The organism is Andreprevotia lacus DSM 23236, assembly GCF_900176275.1.
Classification (GTDB): domain Bacteria; phylum Pseudomonadota; class Gammaproteobacteria; order Burkholderiales; family Chitinibacteraceae; genus Andreprevotia; species Andreprevotia lacus.
The window spans coordinates 1-21,826 of record NZ_FWXD01000044.1; the positions used below are offsets into that span (position 1 = coordinate 1).

Here is a 21,826-nt window from a genome sequence, read left to right on the forward strand (position 1 = left end):
GCCAGGATCAAACTCTTTAGTTCAATCTCTGTTACTACTTTTCGCGCTCACAAAACTCAAGAAATCAACAAAGTTGTACTTTGTTTCTTTCTGTCTTAGTGCGAGCACTTGATGTCTTCTTCAAGCACTCACACTCATCGGCTGTAATTTGTTAAAGATCGTTTGCTGCGCCACCGAAAAACTCTGCTAAACTCTTCGTTTCGCTTCGTCTTTCGCTGTGTCTGCAGCGGAGAAACCGAAATATACGCACCCCCTCTGAAGTCGTCAACACTTCAACGCAAAATTCTTCACCTAAACCACTAAGTCATTGATCTGTAACACACCAGATCACCACCGTCTGGCGCCAGAATCGGTGAACCTCTGCAGTCTCTCCAGCGCACCTTGAAGCACCAACCCTGCAAAACAGGCCCAAAACGCCTGCATCACCCCGAAATCCGCCCGCCCGGTGCGCACTTTGCGCAAAAAACAGGCAGAACAACGGCAACAGCAGGGGCACACGTCCCTCCAACCACCTGATTCATCCTGCGCCAGCGGGTGCGCGTCTCGCGCGCGAGCGCGCGTTACTTATATGCGATGGTGAGCACAGCCATGAAAAGGCCGCAGAACTGCTGCTTCTATGCGCTTGCCCTCTTGTGGAAGTGTTTGATCGCCACCATGATCTTGCCATGAGGCATTTGGAGTCACGCATGAACAAGGTTTTGATGTACAGCACAGGGGTCTGCCCGTACTGCATACGCGCAGAGCAGTTGCTGAAGCAGCGCGGTGTCAGCGAGATCGAAAAGATACGCATCGATCTTGACCCGGTTCGCCGTGACGAAATGATGAATCGCACCGGCCGCCGCACCGTGCCGCAGATCTATATCGGCGACACGCATGTGGGTGGATACGATGACCTCGCGGCGCTGGATCATGCCGGCGGCTTGCTGCCGTTGCTGTCCGCCGAGTGACGATGGCAGCAGTCATCGAATCATGCGATGATGCCCGCCGCACTATCCCTTATAAGCTACTAGTTACTTTTACCCCGAGAAGGAATCGCCATGAGCGAACAGAACCAAGAGGCGCAACAGCCGGTTTTCGCCATCCAGAAGCTGTATGTGAAAGATGCTTCGCTGGAAGTGCCCAACGCGCCGTTCGTTTTTGCTGAAGAGCAACAACCAGAATTCAACATTCAGTTCCGCAACAACGCACGCCAGGTTTCGGCCGAGAACGGCTTCTATGAAGGCAGCTTGACCGTGACCGCCGAAGCCAAAGTCGAAGACCGCAATGTCTTCCTGGTGGAAGTGACTCAAGCAGGCCTGTTCCAGATCGAAAACGTGCCGGAAGCAGAAATGGACCCGCTGTTGGGCATCGGCGTGCCGAGCATCCTGTTCCCGTACCTGCGCGAAACGATTTCGGACCTGACCACCCGCGCCGGCTTCCCGCCGCTGCTGCTGCAGCCGATCAATTTCGAGGCCATCTACCTGCAACAGCGCGCTCAACAAGCTGCGCAGCAGACTGAAGCCAATGCACAAACCACGCACTAAGCTGCTGGTTCTGGCTGCGCTGGCCTTGTTGGCCGGCGCAAGCCATGCCCTCGAATTCCGCTCGGTCGCCCGTCATGGCGCCGTGTTGTATCAAGCACCGCAGGACGATGCGAAGAAGCTGTTCGTGCTCAGCCGTGGTACGCCGCTGGAATTGCTGTCCGAGGAAAACGGCTGGCTGCGCGTGCGCGACCGCGAGGGCACGCTGGCCTGGCTGAAAAAGACCGACGCAAGCGGCAAACGCTATGTGGCCGTACTCAAGCCGGTCAACGTCTACCAGAAGCCCGACGCAGGCGCTGCCGTGCAATTCAAGGCCGGCAAGGATTTACTGCTGGAGCTGGTGGAAAACACCCGCAACGGCTGGCTGAAAGTAAAACACCGCGACGGCCAGACCGGCTATATCCGGATCGAAGAGGCCTGGGGCGCATGAAATTAGCCGTACTTGGCGCCGGCGCCTGGGGAACCGCGCTGGCGATCCGCTTTGCCCATCAAGGCAATGTGGCGCTGTGGTGCCGCGACGCAGAACAAGCTGCCCGCATGGCAGCCGCCCGCTCCAACCCCGATTACCTGCCCAACCTGCCCTTTCCCGACAGCCTGAGTGTGACCGCCGAGCTGGCTGATGCCGTGCACGATGCGGACTCCATCCTCATCGTCACCCCCATGGCCGGCTTGCGCCCGACACTGCAAGCACTGACCGCACTGGGCAACCGGGCACCGGTGCTGTGGGCGTGCAAGGGACTGGAAGCGGGCACGATGAAATTCCCGCATCAGGTGGCCGAAGAAGAGCTCGACGCCACCATTGCGCGCGGCATGCTGTCCGGCCCGAGCTTTGCGCAGGAAGTGGCTGCCGGCAAACCGGCCGCCGTGACCATAGCCGCCAGCGATGCCGAATTTGCCCGCCGCACTGTGGCGGCGCTCAATACGCCAGTGCTGCGTCTGTACGCCAGTGATGATCTGGTGGGCGTGGAAATCGGCGCAGCGGTCAAAAACGTGCTGGCGATAGCCGCCGGCGTGTGTGACGGCCTGAATCTGGGCCTGAATGCCCGCGCAGCGCTGCTGACGCGCGGTCTGGTGGAAATGGCGCGCTTTGGCGCGGCCATGGGTGCCAAGGCAGAAACCTTCATGGGCCTCGCGGGCATTGGCGACCTGATGCTGACCGCCACCGGCGACCTGTCGCGCAACCGGCGCGTGGGCCTGCTGCTGGCGCAAGGGCTGCAGCTGGATGATGTATTGAAAAACCTCGGCCATGTAGCCGAAGGCGTGCCGACGGCGCGCGAGGTGTTGCGCCAGGCTGATGCGCTGGGCATCGACATGCCGATCACGCGTTCGGTGTGCAAGCTGCTGTTCAATGGCGCAGCGGTCAACGACATCATCAGCGAGCTGATGGAGCGTGCACCGCGCATGGAAGGCGACGCCTGACCGCGCCGCAATGATCGCGTTACACTGAAGGCCGGTAATGACCGGCCTTTTTCATGCCCCGCCGCTACGCCATCCTTTCCGACATTCACGGCAATCTTGCCGCGCTCGACGCCGTGCTGGCCGACCTGCGCGACTGGCCCGACGCCACCTTGCTGGAGCTGGGCGACACACTCTATGGTCCACTGGCCCCCTACGCTACCTGGCAACGCCTGCTGGCCGAGGCCGACAGCCGTCGCGTGCTGCATATCAATGGCAATCAGGATCGCGACGTCTGGGAGGGCAAGGACGACGGCCCGACCATGCAGTTCGTGCGGGCCGAGCTGGGTCTCGCCGGCATTGCCTGGCTGCAGTCGCGCCCGGCCGCCCTGCGTGTGGATGATCTGCTCTATGCCTGCCACGGCCAACCCGGTGATGACCTGCGCTACTGGCTGGAGGATATGGATCGTGGCCTGCGACCGCTGGCCGAGATCGCCGCGCTGGCAGGCCGCATTGATGCGGAAATCCTGCTGTGCGGCCACAGCCACACGCCGCGCGTGGTGGGGCTGCCCGACAACCGCATCATTGTGAACCCCGGCAGCGTGGGGCTGCCGGCCTTTCGTGACCAGCGGCCTGCGCATGCCATGCAGACCGGCAGCCCGCACGCGCGCTACGCACGGCTGGAGGCCACCGACCGTGGCTGGCTGATTGATCTGCGCTGCGTGCCCTACGACCACACCATCGCGGTCGAGCAGGCGCTGGAACGCAACCGGCTGGATTGGGCCGGCTGGCTGGCCAGCGGTTTTGCCTGAACGTCAGCCGGCAACGCTGCCGGATTGGTCCGTCGTAGCCTGAGTGGTGCTGTCGCTGGTTGCCGGCTTGCTCAGCGTCACCTTGTCGCCGGATGGAATACCTTCCTTCTCCCAGCGATCAAATTCGGCAGTAATGGCCGCGTGCGTCTGCTCGCTGATATCGGGCAGTTTGCCGCCAAAGAAGTCAGTCGCGTCCTTGAAGCCCTTTTCCACTGCCGCCCGGATGGTCGCCAGCTTGCTCGGGTCATCGCCTATCGCCGCCTTGGCAAAGCTCAGGATGCGCTCGGCAGTATTGGTGACACCGAATTCGCCGTCGTCGGAGACCGCCTGCTTGGCCGCCTCGATGGTGGCCGGGTCTGCCGACAGATGCTGCTCGCCACTGACGACCTTGGACCACGTGAGCCCTTGCTGCTGCAGCATGCCGTTCAGCATGTCGGTAAAGGCCTGCACCTTGCGGTTCGATTCATCCATCATGCCGGCCAGATCGACCGGCTTGCCGCTATTGGTGGTTTTGCGCGGGTCGGTATAGGTCAGGTCTGCGCTGTCCGGGTTGTCGCCCAGCGAAACGCTGTCTTGCGGTGCATTGCTATCGCTGCTGCTGTTCGTGCTGGTGCGTAGCGACACGGTTTGCGTCGTTACGGTGGTCTGGGTGATGCCTATGCTGCTGATGGCCATGATGTGCTCCTGCCCGTAGCACACGGGCGTATGACGTCGCGCCCCTGCGGGCGTCCATCTCTACTTCATCGGCCGGTTTGGCGGATTTTGCAGGGGTGAATATGACCGCCCGTCAGATGGCGGACAAAAACGCCCGCTGCGCGGCGATGAAATCATCCGCATGCGACAGGAAAGGCACATGCGCCGCCCCCTTGTGCACCACGTATTGCGCATCGGGCCGCTGCTGCGCCAGCCAGTCACCGGCACCCAAGGGGCTGAGTGTGTCCTTGTCGCCGAATTGCAGCAGCAGCGGCACGTCCAGCTCGGCGATGCGCGTGCGCAGATCGGTATCGCGCAGGATATCCAGCCCTTCACGCAACGCCGCCTGATCGGGTTCGCCATGCAGCAACAGCTCGGCCAGCAGGGTCTTGCTCTGTTCGCGGGCGCTCGGGCTGCCCAGCGTTTGCAGGTTGATGAAGCGCCGGAGCGTGCCCTGCCAGTCATCGCCCAGGCTGGCGGCAAACTGCTGCAAAGTGCGCATGGGCATGGCCGGTTGCCAGTCATCGCGTTGTGCAAAGCACGGGCTGGAGGCCACCAGCGTGAGCGAGCGCACCTGATCGGGCCGGCGCAGCGCCCAACTGGTAGCCACCGCACCACCCAACGACCAGCCCACCACGTGCACCGGGTTGGGGAAAGTGGCTTCAAGCGCATCAACCATGCCTTCCAGCGTCAGGCCGGCCAACGGCGCGCTGCGGCCGTGGCCGGGCAAGTCCACCAGCTGGTGGCAGAAATCGTCGGCCAATGCCGCGGCGGTTTGCCGCCAGACAGTGCCGTTCATGGCCCAGCCATGCAGCCAGACCACGTCCTCACCACGGCCAACGGTATCGAAATACAGACTCATGCTTGATCCAGTAATCGGGTGATTTCATCCGCCAATGCGGCAACGCCTGCCACCTCGTGTGCGGCCGACAGGCAGATGCGCAGGCGCGGCGTTGGCACGGTGGGCGGGCGTATTGCTGCCAGCCAGTAGCCCCGCTCGCGCAGCGTGGCCGACCACGCCAGCGCGGCAGCGCTATCGGGCGCCAGCAATGGCTGGATGGGCGTGGCGGATGGCATCAGGCCACGCCCGGCCAGCGCAGTACGCAAACAGGCAATTTGCTGCTGCAGGCGTTCGCGTCGCCAACCATCTTGTTCAATCAGATCGAGGCTGACCAGCAATGCCTCGGCCAGCAGCGGTGGCGCTGCGGTGGTGTAGATATACGGGCGGGCGAAGTTGATCAGGTAGTCGATCACCACCTGCTCGGCAGCCACAAAGGCCCCCGCCACACCGGCCGCCTTGCCCAGGGTGGCCATATAGATCACCCGCGGCGACTCCAGCCCGGCGTGCGCCATGCTGCCGCGCCCATCGCCCAGCACACCAAAGCCGTGCGCGTCGTCCAGATACAGCCAGGCATCATATTGTTCGGCCAGCCGCAACAGATCGGCCAGCGGCGCGATATCGCCATCCATGCTGAATACCGCGTCGACGGCGATCAGTTTGCGTGCGGCGGTGCTGGTGGCCAGCAAGCGCTCAAGCGCAGCCATGTCGTTGTGGGCAAAGCGCTTGAAATCAGCCCGGCTGAGCTGGCAGGCATCGTTGAGCGAGGCGTGGTTGAGCTTGTCGGCAAACACCGCATCGCCACGCCCGACCAGTGCAGTCACCACCGCCAGATTGGCCATGTAACCTGTGCAGAACGACAGTGCCGCCGGCTTGCCCACCCAGTTGGCGGCGCACTGCTCGAAGGCTTCGTGCACCGCGTAGTGACCGGCCACCAGATGCGCTGAGCCACTGCCCACACCCCAGCGCTGCGCGCCCTGCTGCGCGGCCAGGATGATGTCGGGATGGTTGGCGAGGCCCAGGTAATCATTGCTGCAGAAATTGAGCAGCATCTGCCCGCCCACCTGTACCTGCGCGCCCTGCGGGCTGCCCAGCACCGTGCGCTGGCGGAACAAGTGTTGTGCGCGGCGTGCGGCAAGGTCGGCATCAAGGCTGGAAAAAGGCATGGGTGGCATCAGCAAAGGAGTGTCGCGCATTTTACGCCTGCGCCCATGCAGCATCGCCCGCGATCAGCTTAGCAACAAACGCCAAGCGACATAGACAATCAGCCCGCCACCGATGCCAGCCAGCAAATGCTTGCTGCGCCACACGATCAGCCCGGCCGCCACTGCGCCAGCCAGATAAGCATTGTGGATGGAGAGATAGAGTTTGTCGTCGTGCAGCAGGGCGATCGGGAACACGATGGCCGACAGCACGGCCACCGGCACGTATTCCAGCATGCGGCGCAGCCGGGGCGGAAAACCGCCGCCGTTGCCCAGCCACAATGCCACGCGCGGGCCATAGGTCACCAGCGCCATGCCGGCGAGGGTGAGCAGGATATCGCTCGTCGCCATGCTCATGCGGCCTCCTGCTTGACGGTGGGTTCCAGCAGCATGCCGACGGCAATCCCCGCCAGCACGGCGGCCAACAGGCCCAGCTTGTAGGGCAAGGCCGTGGTACAGAGTGCGGTCAGGCCAGCTGCCAGTGCTGCGGCCACCTGCGCGCGGTTCTTCAGCAGCGGCACCACGATGCCGACAAAGGTGGCCACCATCGCAAACTCCAAGCCCCAATGCTCGATGCCCGGCACGGTCTGGCCCAGTACGATGCCGACCGCAGTCCATGCAATCCAGTTGCCATACATGGCCAGCCCGGCACCCAGGTAATAGCTGCGCACATCCACCGGTGCGGCAGACTGCAGGCGGTTGTACACCACGGCAAAGGTTTCATCGGTCAGCACGAAAGCCATCAAGGCCCGCCAGTGGCGCGGCAAGCCGGCCACATAGGGCAGCAGGCTGGCGCTGTACAGGGCGTGGCGGATATTGACGATGAAGGTGGTCGCCACGATGACCAGCGGGCTGGCCCCGGCGGCCATCAAGGTAACGGCGATGAATTGCGCCGAGCCGGCAAACACGAACAGCGACATTGCCAGGGCCGCCCACGGCGGCAAGCCGGACGGGCCGGCCAGCGTGCCGAAAATCAGCCCGAACGGCGCTGCACCCAACAGCATGGGCAGGTTGTCGCGCGCGCCGGCCAGAAAGCCGTCCGGCTGCTGCGCTGCAGGGTTTTCAACAATTTCAGTCATCTGTTCATCATAAGGAGGGCACCAGCAAAACAACCGGTACAGTTGAGCTGCATTTGTACCGAACACCGTGCGCCCGGACGGGCGGCCGGCACGGGCGTGGCATAATTGCCCCATGAACCTTGCCAACCTGCAGCTGCGCGCCCCCCATGCCGAAGAATTCGTTGCCGTTGCCGCGCTGGTGCACCGCGCTTTCGACGCTGCGGTAGCCCCCGGGCTGAATGCCGAAGGCCGCGCCACCTTTTATGCCTATGCGGTATCCGAGGCGATTGCCGGCCGCCATGCGTTCGAGCACCTCACACTGCTGGCCGAGCGCGATGGCCAGTTGCTGGGCATGGTGCAGCTCAAGCTGCCCGATCACCTGTGCATGCTGTTCGTGGAACCCGCCGCACAGGGGCAAGGCATAGGGTGCGCGCTGGTCGAGGCCATCATCGCGCTGGCCTGTGCGCAGCAGCCAGGCTTGCGCACCATCTCGGTCAACGCCAGCCTGAATGCCGTGCCCGCCTATCAGCGCTACGGGTTTGTGCCCATGAGCGAAGAACGGGTGCGGAACGGCATCCGTTATGTTCCGATGGAAAAACAACTTGATGCTTAGCGGCTGGCAACACCCGATCTGCATGGCGCCGCGCCGGTTGCGCCCCTGGCTGATGGCTACCGGCTCGCTGACGGCACGGCTGGTCGCCCATTACCCCGCTTTCTCGGTACGCGTGCTGCGCCAGACGCATGCACCGGCCCATCTGGACGAGCGTCGCCCCTTGTCCGCGCCGCGCGGCCTGGTCGAAACGCGCGAGGTCTTGCTGATGAGTGGCGATACACCGCTGGTCTTCGCGCATAGCGTGGCGGCACCCGCCGCGCTGCGGCGCGGTTTTCGCGCGGTCGGCAAGCTGGGCAACCGCTCGCTCGGCTCCTTCCTGTTTGCCACACCGACCATCGTGCGTGCACCGCTGGCCTGGCGACGTGTAGACAGGCGCCACCCCTTGTGGCGCAAGGCGTCGCGCGCACTGGGCGGGCTGCATGAGCCGCTGTGGGCGCGTCGTTCACTGTTTCTGGCTGGCCACGATGCACTGCTGGTTACCGAAGTGTTCCTGCCACCGTATTTCAGCCCGCAAGGTCATACGCGATGACAAGCTGCGTTTCCGACTGGTTTGGCCCACGTTTCGACGCACTCCACCCGCAGCTGCAACAACTGCATCTGCATGGCGGGCAGCTGGATGGCACGGTCACCATGCGTTTTGGCAGCGGCCTGGCCGGCCTGATCGGCAAGCGGCTGGCACGCAAGCTGGGCGCGCCGACGCAGGCGGGCGAGCATGCCTTTCACGTGGACATCCGCCATGGCGATCGCAAGCTGCACTGGGACAGACGCTTCGACAATGCCCACTGGATGCACTCTACCTTTGAACCCGTCGGGCGCTATCCCGAAGGTTGCTGGCTGGAGCAGACCGGCCCACTCAAGCTGCGCCTGACGGTGGATGTGATTGATGGCGGCTGGCACTGGCGCAAGCTGGGCGTGCGCGTGGGCGGCATCCCCTTGCCCAACTGGCTGTTTCCACACTCGACCGCCTGGAAGCGCATCGAAGACGGACAATACCGCTTTTACGTGGCGTTCTCGCTGCCCGTGTTCGGCCTGCTGCTTGCCTACGGCGGCCAGCTGCAACCTGCCCTCGCCACCGATTCTTCCCAACCCCGACAACCATGACCACAAGCCCCATGCCTTTCCAGCAACGCCTTCAGCTTTACCTGCGTCTGGCGCGCCTCGACAAGCCCATCGGCATCCTGCTATTGACGTGGCCCACACTGTGGGGGCTTTGGCTGGCCGGCAACGGCACGCCCGACTGGCTGGTGGTCGTCATCTTCGTGCTCGGCACGGTGCTGATGCGCTCGGCTGGTTGTGTGATCAATGATTATGCCGACCGCGAATTCGACGGCCGTGTGGCGCGTACCAAGTTGCGACCGCTGGCGGCCGGGCTGGTCGGCAAGAAAGAGGCATTGCTGCTGGCCGCCGGCCTGGCGCTGGCGGCGCTGCTGATTGCGCTGCCGCTCAACCGGCTAGCGCTGCTGCTGGCCATACCGGCCGCGTTCCTGGCGGCCAGCTACCCGTACACCAAGCGTTTTCTGGCCATTCCGCAGGCTTATCTGGGCATTGCCTTCGGCTTCGGCATCCCGATGGCGTATGCCGCGCTGCAAAACAGCGTGCCGGCCGCGGCATGGTGGCTACTGCTGGCCAATCTGTTCTGGACCGTGGCCTATGACACCGCCTATGCCATGACCGACCGGCCGGACGACCTGAAAATCGGCATCAAGACCTCGGCCATCACTTTCGGCCGCTACGATGTGGCAGCGGTGCTGCTGTGCCATGCCGTGTTTCTCGGCATGATGGCGTGGCTGGGACTGGCCCATGGTCGGGGTGTGGTTTATTTGCTGGGCCTGCTGGCCGCCGCACTGCTGGTGGTGTTCGATCAATACCCGCGCATCCGCGAGCGCGAACCGCAGCGTTGCTTCACGGCGTTTCTGGCCAACAACCGCATCGGCGGGGTGATCTTTGCCGCGCTGGCGCTGGATTACGCCATCCATTGAAGGCGATTCCGGGCGGTGGCACCCACAGGGTCGTCCCGGCTACACCTTGAAGCGATCCGCCTGCGCGGCCAGCTCGGCCGAGAGCCGGTCGAGATCGGCACTGCCCTGACGCACCGACTGCAATTGCTGTGCGTTGGCGGCAATCAAACCGGCAATGTCCTGCACACCACGTGATGATTCGGCCACGGCCTGGGCTTGCTGGCGCGATACAGCGGCGATATCGCTGGCAATCTGCCGCATCTCACCGGTACTGGCGACAATGTGCTGCTGCGCTGCATAGGCCTCCTGCAGGTGCGCGGCATCCTCCTCCACGCCCTGCGTGACGTCCTGCATGGCCCGCACTGCCTCTTGAGTGGCGCGCTGTATGCTCTCCGTCATGGTGGCAATATCGCTGGTCGATAGTGCCGTACGCTCGGCGAGCTTGCGCACCTCATCGGCCACCACCGCAAAACCCCGCCCCTGTTCACCCGCCCGTGCAGCCTCGATGGCAGCATTGAGCGCCAGCAGATTGGTCTGGTCGGCAATCTCGCGGATGGTGCCGGCCACCTGGCCGATCTTGCCGGCCGATTCGGACAGCGCGTCGATATGGGCCGATGAGCGATGGGTCGCCGACAGCAGCACCTGATTGGTGGCAACGACCTTTTCCATGGCCGTGGCCGAGCCGCGCGCCAGATCGGCGGCCTTGCTGGCCGCATCGGCGCTGCCACGGATGCGCTCGCTCACATCCAGCACCGAGGCATTGAGCTGCTCGGACTGCTGTGCCACGCCACGAATGCGGCTATCGGCCGCCTCGGCGTGGCCACTGGCATCGCTGGCACGCGCCGCCAGATCACGTGCCGTGCTCATCACCTGCCGTGCCGATTCCTGTACCGTGCGGATCAAGCCGGACAAATCACCCAGCAGCTGATTGACCGTGCGGGCAATATCGGCCACTTCATCCTTGCCCTGCGGCTCAACCCGGCGACCCAGTGCCGTACCCAGCGTGAGCATGAACTCGCGCAGATTCTTCAGCGGCCGGTCTATGCTGCGCACCTGGAACAAGGTCGATGTCGCAATCAGCAGAATGCCCAGAATGGCCGCTGCCCAGCCCAGCATCTGCGCCTGCATCGCGACATCTGCCTCGGCCTCGCGCTTGTGCTTGGCGTGCGATTCGATCAGGTCACTGAACTTGCCCAGCTTGTCTTCAAGCAGTTCAAACTGCTTGATGAAGGATTCGAAACCCGCTTCATTGCCGCTACCGCTCTTGTACTGGGCAATCAGCGCCTGTGCATCTTGCAGGTATTTTTCGAGGTCGGGCTTGAATGCGGCCAGCGCCTGTTTCTCCTCGTCGGACAGCGGCAACGCCTCGTTGGCCGTTACATTCTTGCGGATGATCTGGGCATGCTCGGCAAATCCGTCCTCGACCACCTTGGCTGCAGCCACGTCACTCGCGGCGGTCTGCTGGTGGTGGTACATGGCCAGCACATCGGCCCTGATGGCATCGTGCATCATGTCGGTGTCGGCATGCTGGCGCAAAGCCTGCACGCTGACCGCGTTGTCCCGCATGGCCGCGACCAGGCCACGCGTCTGGGTGACATTGATCAGGCAGATGACCAGCACCAGGATGATGGTCAGTGCGCCAAACGCGATCAGCCGATTGCGGATGGAGATGTTCTGCAGCATGGGTTGGCCCGGGCTCCAAGATGAGCGTCATGAGGTTGCAAGTACCCGGTAATTTCACCGTGGCAGTTTTATTGATAGGTGAAACTGAGGCAGACTGCGCCAAAATTACCTTTCCCGTCCATGGCCGATCTTCTTCCCGCACCCGCCACAGCCAGAGCACTGGCGCTGCAGCTCTCCGATCTGGAAGCCGGCACGCCACGCCAATGGTACTGGCTGGAAATCGCCGCCGTACAGGCGCAATCCCCGGCCAGGCGCCATGCAGGCCTGTGGCTGTTGCGCCACGCAGGCATTGCGCTGCTGTGGCCCTGGCTGCACCGGGCCGGCCTGCCCGGGCTGGCGCTGTACGAGCGCAGCATTGCGCCGCTGTGGCAAAGACATGCGCAACTGCTGGCCGACGGCGCCATGCTCTGCACCGCCCTGCCGGCCTTGCTGGCCGGCTTTGCCCGCCTGCCTGCCACTCAAGCCTTTCTGGCGTGGCTGCTGATGCTGGGCGGACTGGTCTGGCATGTGGTGCGCACCAAGGCGCCACAACGGCCCGCCGCTGACCGTGACGATACCGAGACCGATGAGCAACCCGGCCCGGAAGACAGTGTGGGCCTCACCGGCCAGTTGCTCGCGGCCGGCACATCACCCGGCGAGGCTCTGGCCTTGATCGCCGCACTGCGCGCGCGGCCGGATTCGGCATGGGCATCGCTGCTGCCCCGGCTGCCGGCACTGGCCCCCCCACCGCCCCGGGCCCGCACGCGCCGCATGCTCAACGGACTCGGCTGGCTGGCTGGCAGCCTGCCGGGCACATTGTTGATTTCGTGGCTGCCCTCACCTTTCGCGCTGCCGGTCGCCACAACAGCCTGCGCCCTGCTGACCTGGCGCGCCAAGGGTCCTGCCGGCGGCGCCCTGATCGTGCTGACCGCCTTGCTGGCCTACGCTTGCGGCCGCCTCGGGCATGTCTTGTAGCGTCATCAGTACCGGGGACTGCACATGCCGCAGCACCGGCCCTGCATGCTGCTGTCGGCGGCATGTTAGAATCGCGTTTTTCGTTGTTTACCAGCAGGATCAATCACATGGCCGGCCATAGCAAATGGGCGAACATCCAGCATCGTAAGGGCCGTCAGGACGCCAAGCGCGGCCAGGTCTTCACGCGCCTGATCAAGGAAATCACCGTAGCCGCCAAGATGGGTGGCGGTGACCTCAACATGAACCCGCGCCTGCGTCTGGCGGTGGACAAGGGTCTGGCGGCCAATATGCCGAAAGACAACATCTCCCGCGCCATCGACCGTGGCACCGGCAATCTGGAAGGCGTCGATTACGCCGAATGCCGCTACGAGGGCTACGGCATCGGCGGCGCAGCGGTCATGGTGGACTGCCTGACCGACAACAAGGTGCGCACGGTGGCCGAAGTGCGCCATGCGTTCTCCAAGTACGGCGGCAATATGGGCACAGACGGTTGTGTGAGCTTCCAGTTCAAGCACTGCGGCTATCTGGTGTTCGCACCGGGCACCAACGAAGACGCGCTGATGGAAGCCGCGCTGGAAGCGGGCGCCGACGATGTGGTGACCAATGATGACGGCAGCATCGAAGTCATCACCCCGCCGTATGAATACGTCGGCATCAAGGACACGCTGGAAGCCGCCGGCTTCAAGGCTGAAATGGGCGAAGTCACCATGAAGCCGCAGGGCGAAACCGAAATCACCGGTGATGACGTGGCGAAAATGCAAAAGCTGCTCGACGCGCTGGAAAGCCTGGACGACGTGCAGGATGTGTACACCACGGCCGTCATGGACGAGGAATAAGCACCTGGTGCAATGAAAACGGGGCCTCTGCAGGCCCCTTTTTCATGCCGGCTGTAAGCCGTCATGTTGCAGCCGCCGCTGCACTGCTATAAAAAACCCAGCCCTATCGCGTAACCCGGCCATGCTCAAACACTTTTCCTATCTGCGTTTGCTGCTGCTGTTTCTGCTGCTGTTGCTTGTCGACGGCAGCGTGGGGCATTTCACGCGCGACGCAGACAATACCGTGGGTGACATGCTGCTGCGGCAGCGGGCGCAGCAACGGCCGGCCAGCGACGACATCGTGATTGTCGATATCGACCAGAAATCGCTGACCGCGCTGATGGGCGAGCTGGGCAACTGGGTATGGCCGCGCTCGGTGTATGCCGAGATGCTGGAAGGGCTGGATGCGCAGCAGCCGCGCGCCATCGTGTTCGACCTGCTGTTCAACGAGCTGGACGTATTCCGCCCCGACAGCGATCAGGCGCTGCAGCAGGTTGCACCACAACACCCGCACGCCTACTTCCCCAGTACCCTGCTGGCAGATGGTCGCGGTCCAGTTGTTTCGACCTTGCCAGCCAGCCTCGGCCTGAAGGCCGTGCAAGGCGCCGATCCCGGCCTGCGCTCGCCACTGCTGCTGCCCATCGTGCTGCCGCAGGAAAGCTGGCGCGGCGGACTGATCAACTTCGACAGCGAGGCCGATGGCATCGGCCGGCACTACCTGCTGGGCGCCGACATTGCGCGCGGCTGGCGCATGCCCTCGATGCCGGCGCGCGTCGGTGCCGATCTGGGCTGGAAGATCCCGGATGGCGAACGCATCCGGCTGAACTGGACGCATGGCCACAAGCACGTCAGCTTCAGCGACATTTACCTCGATTTCAATCGTGAACACCGCCAGCGCCCGGCGGACGAATTCAAGAACAAGATCGTGCTGATCGGCACCGCCGCCCCCGGCCTGCAGGACTTGCGCGCCACGCCGCTGTCCACCATCTATCCGGGCATCGGCATTCTTGCCACGGCGTTTGACAATCTGGAACACGGTGACTGGCTGCGCGACACCCCACCGTGGCTGGCACCTGTCGTCACCGCCGCGCTGCTCATCCTGCTGTGGCTGGGCTTTCTGCGCAGCGTGAATACCCTGTGGCTGGGCGGCGCGTTGCTGCTGGTGTCACTGGCGATTGTGGCCGGCAGCTACAGCCTGCTGCAAAAGCAGATTTACTGGCCGATAGGCAGCAGTCTGGGCTGGGCCTGGGGCTATTACGTGCTGTCCGCACTGCTGGCTTATCTGACCGAGAAACTGCACCGCGAACAAGCCGTGCAGCTGTTCGGGCGCTTTCTGGACCGGCGCGTGGTCAAGCAGCTGGTGGAAACCGGCCAGATCGACGATGCCAAGCGCGCCGAAACGCGCGAAATCACTATCCTGTTTTCGGACATACGCGGCTTTACCACACTGTCCGAAACCCGCCCGCCGGAATACATCGTGAATCTGCTGAACCGATACTTCAATCGGCAGGTCGAAATCATATTCCGCCACGGTGGCACACTGGACAAGTTCATCGGCGATGCCATCATGGCGTTTTGGGGCGCGCCGGTGCAGGATGCCGACCACGCGAAGCACGCCGTTGCCGCCGCCATCGAAATGTCGCGCGATCTGGAAGCCTTCAAGCGCGAGCTGACCGATCTGGGCGCAGAGTTTGAAATCGGCATCGGCGTGCATACCGGCAAGGCGGTGGTGGGCTTCATCGGCTCGGACGCGCAACTGAGTTATACGGTCATCGGCGATACCATCAATCTGGCCAGCCGCATCGAGGGCCAGACCAAGGGGGTATCGCGTTTGCTGGTGTCCGAGGTCACACGTGATGCATGCCATGATGCGTTCGAATTCGTTGATCATGGTAGCCATTCTGTAAAGGGTCGCGAGCAAGCTGTGCGCTTGTTTGAACCGCGGCCGAAAATCAATGAGGAGGGGCAATGAACCCGAATATGCATTCAGTGCCACGACAATGGCGCCTGGCCTGCTGCGGTGGGCTGCTTGCGCTGGCGCTTGGTGCGCTGGCGCATGCCGAATCCGGCACCTTGATCCGCGCCGCCGACCTGAAACAGAAGCCGTTTCTGGACGCTGCCAGCGCAGGTCAGCTGCCCGCCAACGCCACACTGGACATCCTGAATCGCCAGGGCGCCTGGATGCAGGTGAAATCTGGTGCCAGCAGCGGCTGGGTAAAGCTGCTGAACGTACGTACCGGCAGCGGCAAAACCAATAGCGGCAACGCCGTTGGCGCGCTGGCCAATGTGGTGACCACCGGTTCGTCCGGCACCACGGTGACCACTGGCGTCAAAGGGGTTTCACGCGAGAATCTGGAAAAGTCCGAGCCCAATTTCAAGGAAGTGGACAAGCTGACCGGGATGGCCGTCAGCGCGCCGGATGCGGCACGTGCTGCCCAGCAGGCCAAGCTGGCGGCCTTACAAGTACCTGAAATCGATCTGCCACGCGGCTTGAGCAGCGGCAGCAGCAACAGCAACTCCGGTGGAGAAAACTCCACCGATAATCTGCGCAAGAGGCGTTAATCATGAAGCGAACTCTCAGTGTGATGCTGATGTCGCTGCTGCTGGCGCAACCGGCGCTGGCTCTCGATCTGGGCAATCTGCTCAAGCCGCTGGGCGGCAACGACAGCGACAGCAAAAGCGGCGTGATCAATAACGTGTTTGATGCCGGCAAAAGCCTGTACGAAGCCAACCGCGACATTGGCCCGGAAGAAGAAAAGCTGATCGGCGACGGCCTCGCAGCCAATGTTCTGGGCGCCACGCCTTTGATGAACAATCAGGCGCTGCAACGCTATGTGAACCAGGTGGGCCGCTGGGTCGCCGATCAGGCCGGCAAGACCCCGGTGAACTGGCGCTTCGGCGTGACCGATGACCCGGACCTGAACAGCTTCTCCACGCCGGGTGGCGCGATCCTGATCACCAAGGGCCTGCTGCTCAAGCTGCGCAACGAATCCGAGCTGGCCTGCGTGCTGGGCCATGAAGTTACGCATACCCTCAAGCACCACCACACGCGCGCCATCCAGGCCAGCAAGGGCAAGGATGCGCTGGGCAGCGTGCTGCAGGGCGTGGTGGCCTACAAGGGCAACTCGACCAACCACCAACTGGGTGCCAACGCCATCAAGGGCATCTCCGAAGTGCAGGTGCGCGGGCTGGACAAGGGCGACGAGTTCGAGGCCGATATTGAAGGCATGGTGCTGTGCGCGCGGGCCGGCTACAACCCGTATGCGCTGGTGGGCGTGCTGCAGACGCTGGATGCCATCAACCCGGCCGACGAGGGCGTGGCGCTGATGTTCGGTACCCACCCCAGCCCGGCCGACCGCCTGGCCAAGATTGATGAAATCGTCGGCGACAAGCTGGATGCCTACGCAGGCGGAATCGAAGATACCGCACGTTTCCGCAGCATCGTCGGCAGGCTGGCCGGCAGCAGCGACAGCAAATCGACCAGGAAAGCCAAGTAAACAGGCAGCATCAGGGAAAGATCACGGCCACCTGCACCCGCAGGTGGCCGTATAATTTTCAGTATCGTATCCGGATCGTCCATCATGCAGCCGTATTCGTCCCGCCGTGCCCGCCTTGCCGCCCAGCTTTCGCCGGGCCTGCTGATCCTGCCCACCTCGCCTGAACTCGCACGCAATGCCGACACCGGCTTCCCCTACCGCTTCGACTCCAGCTTTTACTACCTGACCGGCTTTGCCGAACCGGAAGCCGTACTGGTGATTGAAACCGGCGGCAAGCCACGCTCCATCCTGTTCTGCCGCGACAAGGACATCGAGCGCGAAATCTGGGATGGCTATCGCTACGGCCCGGCCGCAGCCGGCGAGAAATTCGGCTTTGACGAAGCCCATTCGATCAACGAGCTGGACAGCAAGCTGATTGAGCTGCTGAAAAACCAGCCGCGCGTGCATTTCCCGCTCGGCGCCGATGCGGGCTGGGACAGCCGGCTGACCGGCTGGCTGAACGGTGTGCGCGGCTTCGTGCGCGCCGGCATCAACGTGCCGACCGAAGTGGCCGACCCGCGCGATGCGATTGCCGAAATGCGCTTGTTCAAGGACGAGCACGAGCTGGCCATCCTGCAGCGCGCCGCCGACATCAACGTGGCCGCGCACAAGCGCGCCATGCGTACAGCCGTGCCCGGCACGATGGAATACGCGGTCGAAGCCGAGCTGCTGCACGAATACTGCCGCAACGGTGCACGCTTTCCCGCCTATGGCAGCATCGTTGCCACCGGTGCCAACGCATGCGTGCTGCATTACGTGGAAAACACCAGCCGCATCGCCGATGGCGATCTGCTGCTGATCGATGCCGGCGGCGAATATGAAGGGTACGCCAGCGACATCACCCGCACCTTTCCGGCCAATGGCAAGTTCAGCGGCCCGCAAAAGGCCGTGTACGAGGTGGTGCTGGCCGCCCACGCTGCCGCACGCGGCGAGGCCCGCCCCGGCAAACGCTGGAATGACATGCACGACGCAGCCGTCAATGTACTGGCGCAAGGCCTGCTCGACCTCAAGCTGCTGGATGGCTCGCTGCAGCAGGTGCTGGAGACCGAGAGCTATCGCCAGTTCTACATGCACCGCACCGGCCACTGGATGGGCTTGGATGTGCACGATGCCGGCGCCTACAAGATCAACGGCGAGTGGCGCGAGCTGCAACCGGGCATGGTGTTCACCATCGAACCGGGCCTGTATATCCGCCCGGCGGCCAATGTGCCAAGCGAATTCGCCAATATCGGCATCCGCATCGAAGACGATGCCATCGTCACCGCCAGTGGCCACACCTTGCTGACCGAGGGCTGCCCGCGCAGCGTGGCAGAGATCGAAAACTGGATTGCGGAGTCGCGCAAGTGATCGTCCCTCGCCTGCCCGTGCACGTGGGCATCGTCGTGGTCGGCGGCGGCCCGGTGGGCGCCATGCTGGCGCAGCGGCTGCACGCCGCCGGCCAACGCGTGCTGGTTGTTGAAGCACGCACCGAAGCACCGGCCGATCCACGCACGCTGGCCTTGTCCTGGGCCAGCCGCGATACCTTGCTGCAGGCCGGCCTGTGGTCGGATACGCTGGATGCTACCCCCATAGAGCGGGTGCACGTGTCGCAAGCCGGCACGCTGGGCCGCACCGAACTGACCGCCGCCGAGCTTGGCCTGCCCGTGCTGGGCTTTGCCGTGGGCTATGCCGGCCTGGCAGCGCATGGACTGGCACAACTCAAGCAAGGGCCGGTGCCGCTGGCATTGGGCCACACGGTAACCGGGCTGCGCCGACTGGATCGCTATGCGGAGGTCATCCTGCATGGGCCGGATGGCGAGCAAGCCATCACCGCCGATCTGGTGGTGCTGGCCGATGGCGGCAAACTAGTTGCCACGCTGGACGACATCACGCAGACGGTGAAGTCCTACGAGCAGCACGCGGTACTGGCACGCCTCACGCCACGCCAGCCCCATCAGGGCATCGCCTACGAGCGCTTTGCCGACGATGGCCCGCTGGCCTTGCTGCCCAGCGGCGACGACTACATGCTGATCTGGACACAGACACCGGAACAGGCGGCAGAGCGGCTGGATATGGATGATGAAGCCTTCATGTCGGCCGTTGAAGCACGGCTGGGTGGGCGCATTGCCGGTTTCGAGCGGGTTGGCCCGCGCGCCAGCTGGCCGCTGGCGCTCAAGACACTGGACCACGTGGTTGGCCGACGCATCGTGCTGGTCGGCAACGCTGCACAGACCCTGCACCCGGTCGCCGGACAGGGGCTGAACCTGGGCCTGCGCGATGCCGATACGCTGGCCACGCTGCTGGCCAATACCCCGGCCACACGCACGGGTGATGCGGCGACGCTGGCACGCTATGCGCAATTGCGCCGACGCGATGCCGGGCGCGTCACATTCTTCACCGATAGTCTGATTCATTTGTTCGAATCACCCAATCCGCTGCTCAAGCATGCACGCAGTCTGGGGCTGCTGGCCCTCGACCACCTGGCGCCGCTGCGGCGGGGCTTTGCGCGACGCATGGTATACGGCGCCCGCTGAGCCGACTGCCGAACGTGCTTGCCAGTTGCACCCCCAGCTTGCATCATCAAGTGAACTGAACAAGAAAAAGCCGCAATGGACCTCCCGCTCAAGCAGCAGAATCTGCTGCGCGCCTGGCAAAGCTACCGGCAAACGCCGCGCTTCGACAATTTTGTCGAATTCGCGGTCATGCTCAACAACCTGACCGAGTTCCTGCGCGACAAGAACGCCGTTGGCCTGCACCGTGCCGGCCACCAGCTGGAACAACAGGCGCTGGCGCTGTTCGGCGACGAAACCACCCATCCCATCGCCGACAACATCCTGCAGAATCTCGACCACAGCCTGCACGAGCTGTCGCGACTGATAGAAGACTTCATCGGCGCCAGCACCAGCCACGCCCCCGAACGCCGCATACAACCGGGCCCGCCGCTGGAACTGCGCCGGCAACGCCTGCTGTGGTTCATCAGCAATGATGTTGCGCAGTGGCAACCGCTGCAGGACCAGTTGCGCTACTTTGGCCTGACGGTGGAAAACCTGGCCTGGACCGGACTGCGCAGCAGCGAGGAAGCACCGCTGCTGCTGGTCGATCTGGCCGGGCTGGCCGATCCGCAGACCTCGTTGCGCCGCATCCGGCAGGATTATCCTGCCAGCCAGATCATCTGCCTGTCGGTGCCGTCCGATTTCACGCTGTTGCAGAATGCGCTGCGTGCCGGCTGTGACATCTGCTTTCCGGAAGGCACGCCCTTGCCGGCCATCGTCACGCAGATCCTCGACCTGAACGACAGCCAGGAACAGGAAGCATTCCGCGTACTGGTGGTTGATGATTCGCCGACCGCCAGCCACGTCATCAAGCGCGCACTGGAAGAGAACGGCATCATCGTGCGCACGCTGACCGACCCTATGGCAGTGCTGGATGCACTGCACCAGTTCAACCCCGACCTGCTGCTGCTGGACATGTACATGCCGCAGTGCACCGGCGTTGAGGCTGCGCGGGTGATCCGCCAGCACAACGAGTTCCTCAGCGTGCCCATCGTTTACCTGTCGGGCGAGACCGATCTGGGCCTGCAGATCGATGCGCTGCGTCTGGGTGGCGATCATTTCCTCACCAAGCCGTTCAACCCGCTGTTCCTCAACGCCATCGTCAAGAGCAAGATCGAGCGCTACCGGGCGCTGCGCCGCTCGATGTATCACGACAGCCTGACCGGCCTGTTGAACCACACCACATCCAAGACGCGGCTGGATGCCGCCATCGAGGCTGCGCGGCGCGATGGTTCGTCGCTGGCGCTGGCCATGCTGGATATCGATCACTTCAAGAAGGTCAACGATACCTACGGCCACCCGATCGGCGACCAGATCATCCGCAGCATTGCCTGGCTGCTGAAGCAGCGGCTGCGCCGCAGTGACATCATCGGCCGCTACGGCGGCGAGGAATTCCTCGTGGCGCTACCCGGTGCCACCGAAATGGAAGCGATGGTGACGCTGGACCAGATACGGCAGGATTTTGCCGACATCCGCCACCCCTATTCCAGCGGCCACTTCCAGCTCAGCTTCAGCGCCGGCATTGCCGGCTTCCCGGCCTTTGACCAGGGCGATGCCTTGATCAAGGCTGCAGACGACGTGCTCTACATTGCCAAGCGCAGCGGGCGCAACCGGATCTGTATCGCGTGATTCGCCGGATTATTGGCTCACCATTGCAATGAGCGAGACGATATCAAGCCCGGCCTAGCCGGGCTCTGATCATTTCTGGCAAGCGAAACACCGGCTCATCCCTGATTGATTCCACGCCCCCCGCCTCGCGCCGCGAGGGAGCCTCGCCGACGCTCGTTCGTGGCACGAATTCGGTTTTTGCTGGACTACGGCACGGAGTGTGCCCAGTTCGTCGTGGTGAGCAAATGCAAATAAAAAGCCGGCAAATGCCTAATGCCAGTTAGTTAAGCCTGACTGGCATTTTTGTTTGGGTATTTCGCCGAACGCCGTTTGACCACTCGAGGATAAGTCCGCCCCTCGCGCCGAGGCGGCAGCACGAATAACCGTGCCTGTTCAAAGAGCAATGCCAGTCGTTTAGGCAGGTTTCCAGCAGACTCCAAGGGCGCAAAGCGCAGTAGATCGATGATCGCCATCGCTGCAACATGAAAGCCGATTCGCTGCGGGGCCACCTGCAGCTGCTCCGCCATCAGACGCATCAGCCGTCGCAACAAGGTGTAGGCAATCAACACGCCCCACAACTCCTGACGCACCAAGGCCGGTTGCTTGCTGC

At 63.3% G+C, this 21,826-nt stretch carries 23 protein-coding genes and 1 pseudogene; 17 read left to right on the top strand and 7 right to left on the bottom strand.

The genetic code is table 11. The annotated features are described in order from the left end of the window. Positions 1-686: 686 nt before the first annotated feature. The 5 genes from grxC (at position 687) to B9A19_RS20545 (ending at position 3,727) form a co-directional block, all read left to right on the top strand. The gene (grxC, locus tag B9A19_RS20525) at positions 687-947 is read left to right on the top strand and encodes a glutaredoxin 3 (RefSeq protein ID WP_084093023.1); all 261 of its coding nucleotides are present in this window, start codon (positions 687-689) and stop codon (positions 945-947) included. Positions 948-1,037: 90 nt separating this feature from the next. Continuing rightward, positions 1,038-1,523 (top strand): protein-export chaperone SecB, encoded by a 486-nt coding sequence (gene secB, locus B9A19_RS20530; RefSeq protein ID WP_084093024.1) that lies wholly within the window; start codon positions 1,038-1,040, stop codon positions 1,521-1,523. Next, entirely contained in the window at positions 1,504-1,950 is a 447-nt protein-coding gene (locus B9A19_RS20535) for an SH3 domain-containing protein (protein ID WP_084093025.1), read from the top strand. The genes secB and B9A19_RS20535 overlap by 20 nt, the downstream gene beginning before the upstream one ends. Next, positions 1,947-2,939 carry an NAD(P)H-dependent glycerol-3-phosphate dehydrogenase gene (locus B9A19_RS20540; protein WP_084093026.1) on the top strand — a complete coding sequence of 331 codons (993 nt, stop codon included), beginning with the start codon at positions 1,947-1,949 and terminating at the stop codon, positions 2,937-2,939. Before B9A19_RS20535 ends, B9A19_RS20540 begins: the two co-directional genes overlap by 4 nt. A gap of 53 nt (positions 2,940-2,992) precedes the next feature. Next, entirely contained in the window at positions 2,993-3,727 is a 735-nt protein-coding gene (locus B9A19_RS20545) for a metallophosphoesterase family protein (RefSeq protein ID WP_084093027.1), read from the top strand. Positions 3,728-3,730: 3 nt separating this feature from the next. On the opposite strand, the gene B9A19_RS20550 is transcribed toward B9A19_RS20545, so the two are convergent. The 5 genes from B9A19_RS20550 to B9A19_RS20570 form a co-directional block, all read right to left on the bottom strand. Beyond that, positions 3,731-4,402 (bottom strand): hypothetical protein, encoded by a 672-nt coding sequence (locus B9A19_RS20550; protein ID WP_139799030.1) that lies wholly within the window; start codon positions 4,400-4,402, stop codon positions 3,731-3,733. Positions 4,403-4,514: 112 nt separating this feature from the next. Beyond that, positions 4,515-5,282, bottom strand: coding sequence for a pimeloyl-ACP methyl ester esterase BioH (gene bioH, locus B9A19_RS20555; RefSeq protein WP_084093028.1), 768 nt, complete (start codon positions 5,280-5,282; stop codon positions 4,515-4,517). Further along, positions 5,279-6,424 (bottom strand): 8-amino-7-oxononanoate synthase, encoded by a 1,146-nt coding sequence (gene bioF / locus B9A19_RS20560; protein WP_084093029.1) that lies wholly within the window; start codon positions 6,422-6,424, stop codon positions 5,279-5,281. The genes bioH and bioF overlap by 4 nt, the downstream gene beginning before the upstream one ends. 63 nt (positions 6,425-6,487) lie before the next feature. Further along, positions 6,488-6,817, bottom strand: coding sequence for an AzlD domain-containing protein (locus tag B9A19_RS20565; protein ID WP_084093030.1), 330 nt, complete (start codon positions 6,815-6,817; stop codon positions 6,488-6,490). Next, positions 6,814-7,539 carry an AzlC family ABC transporter permease gene (locus B9A19_RS20570; RefSeq protein WP_245804395.1) on the bottom strand — a complete coding sequence of 242 codons (726 nt, stop codon included), beginning with the start codon at positions 7,537-7,539 and terminating at the stop codon, positions 6,814-6,816. The genes B9A19_RS20565 and B9A19_RS20570 overlap by 4 nt, the downstream gene beginning before the upstream one ends. 112 nt (positions 7,540-7,651) lie before the next feature. On the opposite strand from B9A19_RS20570, the gene B9A19_RS20575 reads away from it, so the two are divergent. The 4 genes from B9A19_RS20575 to ubiA are packed head-to-tail and all read left to right on the top strand — an operon-like array spanning position 7,652 to position 10,110. Next, entirely contained in the window at positions 7,652-8,131 is a 480-nt protein-coding gene (locus B9A19_RS20575) for a GNAT family N-acetyltransferase (RefSeq protein WP_084093031.1), read from the top strand. Beyond that, positions 8,124-8,660 (top strand): chorismate--pyruvate lyase family protein, encoded by a 537-nt coding sequence (locus tag B9A19_RS20580; protein WP_176217046.1) that lies wholly within the window; start codon positions 8,124-8,126, stop codon positions 8,658-8,660. The genes B9A19_RS20575 and B9A19_RS20580 overlap by 8 nt, the downstream gene beginning before the upstream one ends. Next, positions 8,657-9,232 (top strand): DUF4166 domain-containing protein, encoded by a 576-nt coding sequence (locus B9A19_RS20585; protein WP_084093032.1) that lies wholly within the window; start codon positions 8,657-8,659, stop codon positions 9,230-9,232. The genes B9A19_RS20580 and B9A19_RS20585 overlap by 4 nt, the downstream gene beginning before the upstream one ends. Continuing rightward, the gene (gene ubiA, locus B9A19_RS20590; RefSeq protein WP_084093033.1) at positions 9,229-10,110 is read left to right on the top strand and encodes a 4-hydroxybenzoate octaprenyltransferase; all 882 of its coding nucleotides are present in this window, start codon (positions 9,229-9,231) and stop codon (positions 10,108-10,110) included. Before B9A19_RS20585 ends, ubiA begins: the two co-directional genes overlap by 4 nt. A 39-nt stretch (positions 10,111-10,149) precedes the next feature. On the opposite strand, the gene B9A19_RS20595 is transcribed toward ubiA, so the two are convergent. Next, the gene (locus B9A19_RS20595; protein WP_084093034.1) at positions 10,150-11,772 is read right to left on the bottom strand and encodes a methyl-accepting chemotaxis protein; all 1,623 of its coding nucleotides are present in this window, start codon (positions 11,770-11,772) and stop codon (positions 10,150-10,152) included. Between the two features lie 120 nt (positions 11,773-11,892). On the opposite strand from B9A19_RS20595, the gene B9A19_RS20600 reads away from it, so the two are divergent. The 8 genes from B9A19_RS20600 (at position 11,893) to B9A19_RS20635 (ending at position 21,237) form a co-directional block, all read left to right on the top strand. Continuing rightward, the gene (locus B9A19_RS20600; RefSeq protein ID WP_084093035.1) at positions 11,893-12,726 is read left to right on the top strand and encodes a hypothetical protein; all 834 of its coding nucleotides are present in this window, start codon (positions 11,893-11,895) and stop codon (positions 12,724-12,726) included. A 107-nt stretch (positions 12,727-12,833) separates the two neighbouring features. Then, on the top strand, positions 12,834-13,562 hold the full coding sequence (locus B9A19_RS20605) for a YebC/PmpR family DNA-binding transcriptional regulator (protein ID WP_084093042.1): 729 nt from the start codon (positions 12,834-12,836) through the stop codon (positions 13,560-13,562). Between the two features lie 121 nt (positions 13,563-13,683). After that, entirely contained in the window at positions 13,684-15,513 is a 1,830-nt protein-coding gene (locus B9A19_RS20610) for an adenylate/guanylate cyclase domain-containing protein (RefSeq protein WP_217807135.1), read from the top strand. Continuing rightward, positions 15,510-16,103: a hypothetical protein gene (locus B9A19_RS20615; protein ID WP_084093036.1), complete on the top strand. Its 594-nt coding sequence runs from the start codon at positions 15,510-15,512 to the stop codon at positions 16,101-16,103. Before B9A19_RS20610 ends, B9A19_RS20615 begins: the two co-directional genes overlap by 4 nt. A gap of 2 nt (positions 16,104-16,105) precedes the next feature. Then, positions 16,106-17,038 carry a M48 family metalloprotease gene (locus B9A19_RS20620; RefSeq protein WP_084093037.1) on the top strand — a complete coding sequence of 311 codons (933 nt, stop codon included), beginning with the start codon at positions 16,106-16,108 and terminating at the stop codon, positions 17,036-17,038. Positions 17,039-17,122: 84 nt separating this feature from the next. Further along, positions 17,123-18,424: an aminopeptidase P N-terminal domain-containing protein gene (locus B9A19_RS20625; protein WP_084093038.1), complete on the top strand. Its 1,302-nt coding sequence runs from the start codon at positions 17,123-17,125 to the stop codon at positions 18,422-18,424. Further along, complete coding sequence (locus B9A19_RS20630; RefSeq protein ID WP_084093039.1) at positions 18,421-19,590, top strand: FAD-dependent monooxygenase; 1,170 nt, start codon at positions 18,421-18,423, stop codon at positions 19,588-19,590. Before B9A19_RS20625 ends, B9A19_RS20630 begins: the two co-directional genes overlap by 4 nt. Before the next feature lie 75 nt (positions 19,591-19,665). Further along, the gene (locus tag B9A19_RS20635; protein WP_176217047.1) at positions 19,666-21,237 is read left to right on the top strand and encodes a GGDEF domain-containing protein; all 1,572 of its coding nucleotides are present in this window, start codon (positions 19,666-19,668) and stop codon (positions 21,235-21,237) included. A gap of 263 nt (positions 21,238-21,500) precedes the next feature. On the opposite strand, the pseudogene B9A19_RS20640 reads toward B9A19_RS20635, so the two are convergent. Beyond that, positions 21,501-21,826 (bottom strand): annotated as a pseudogene (locus B9A19_RS20640) (IS4 family transposase); the annotation flags it as partial.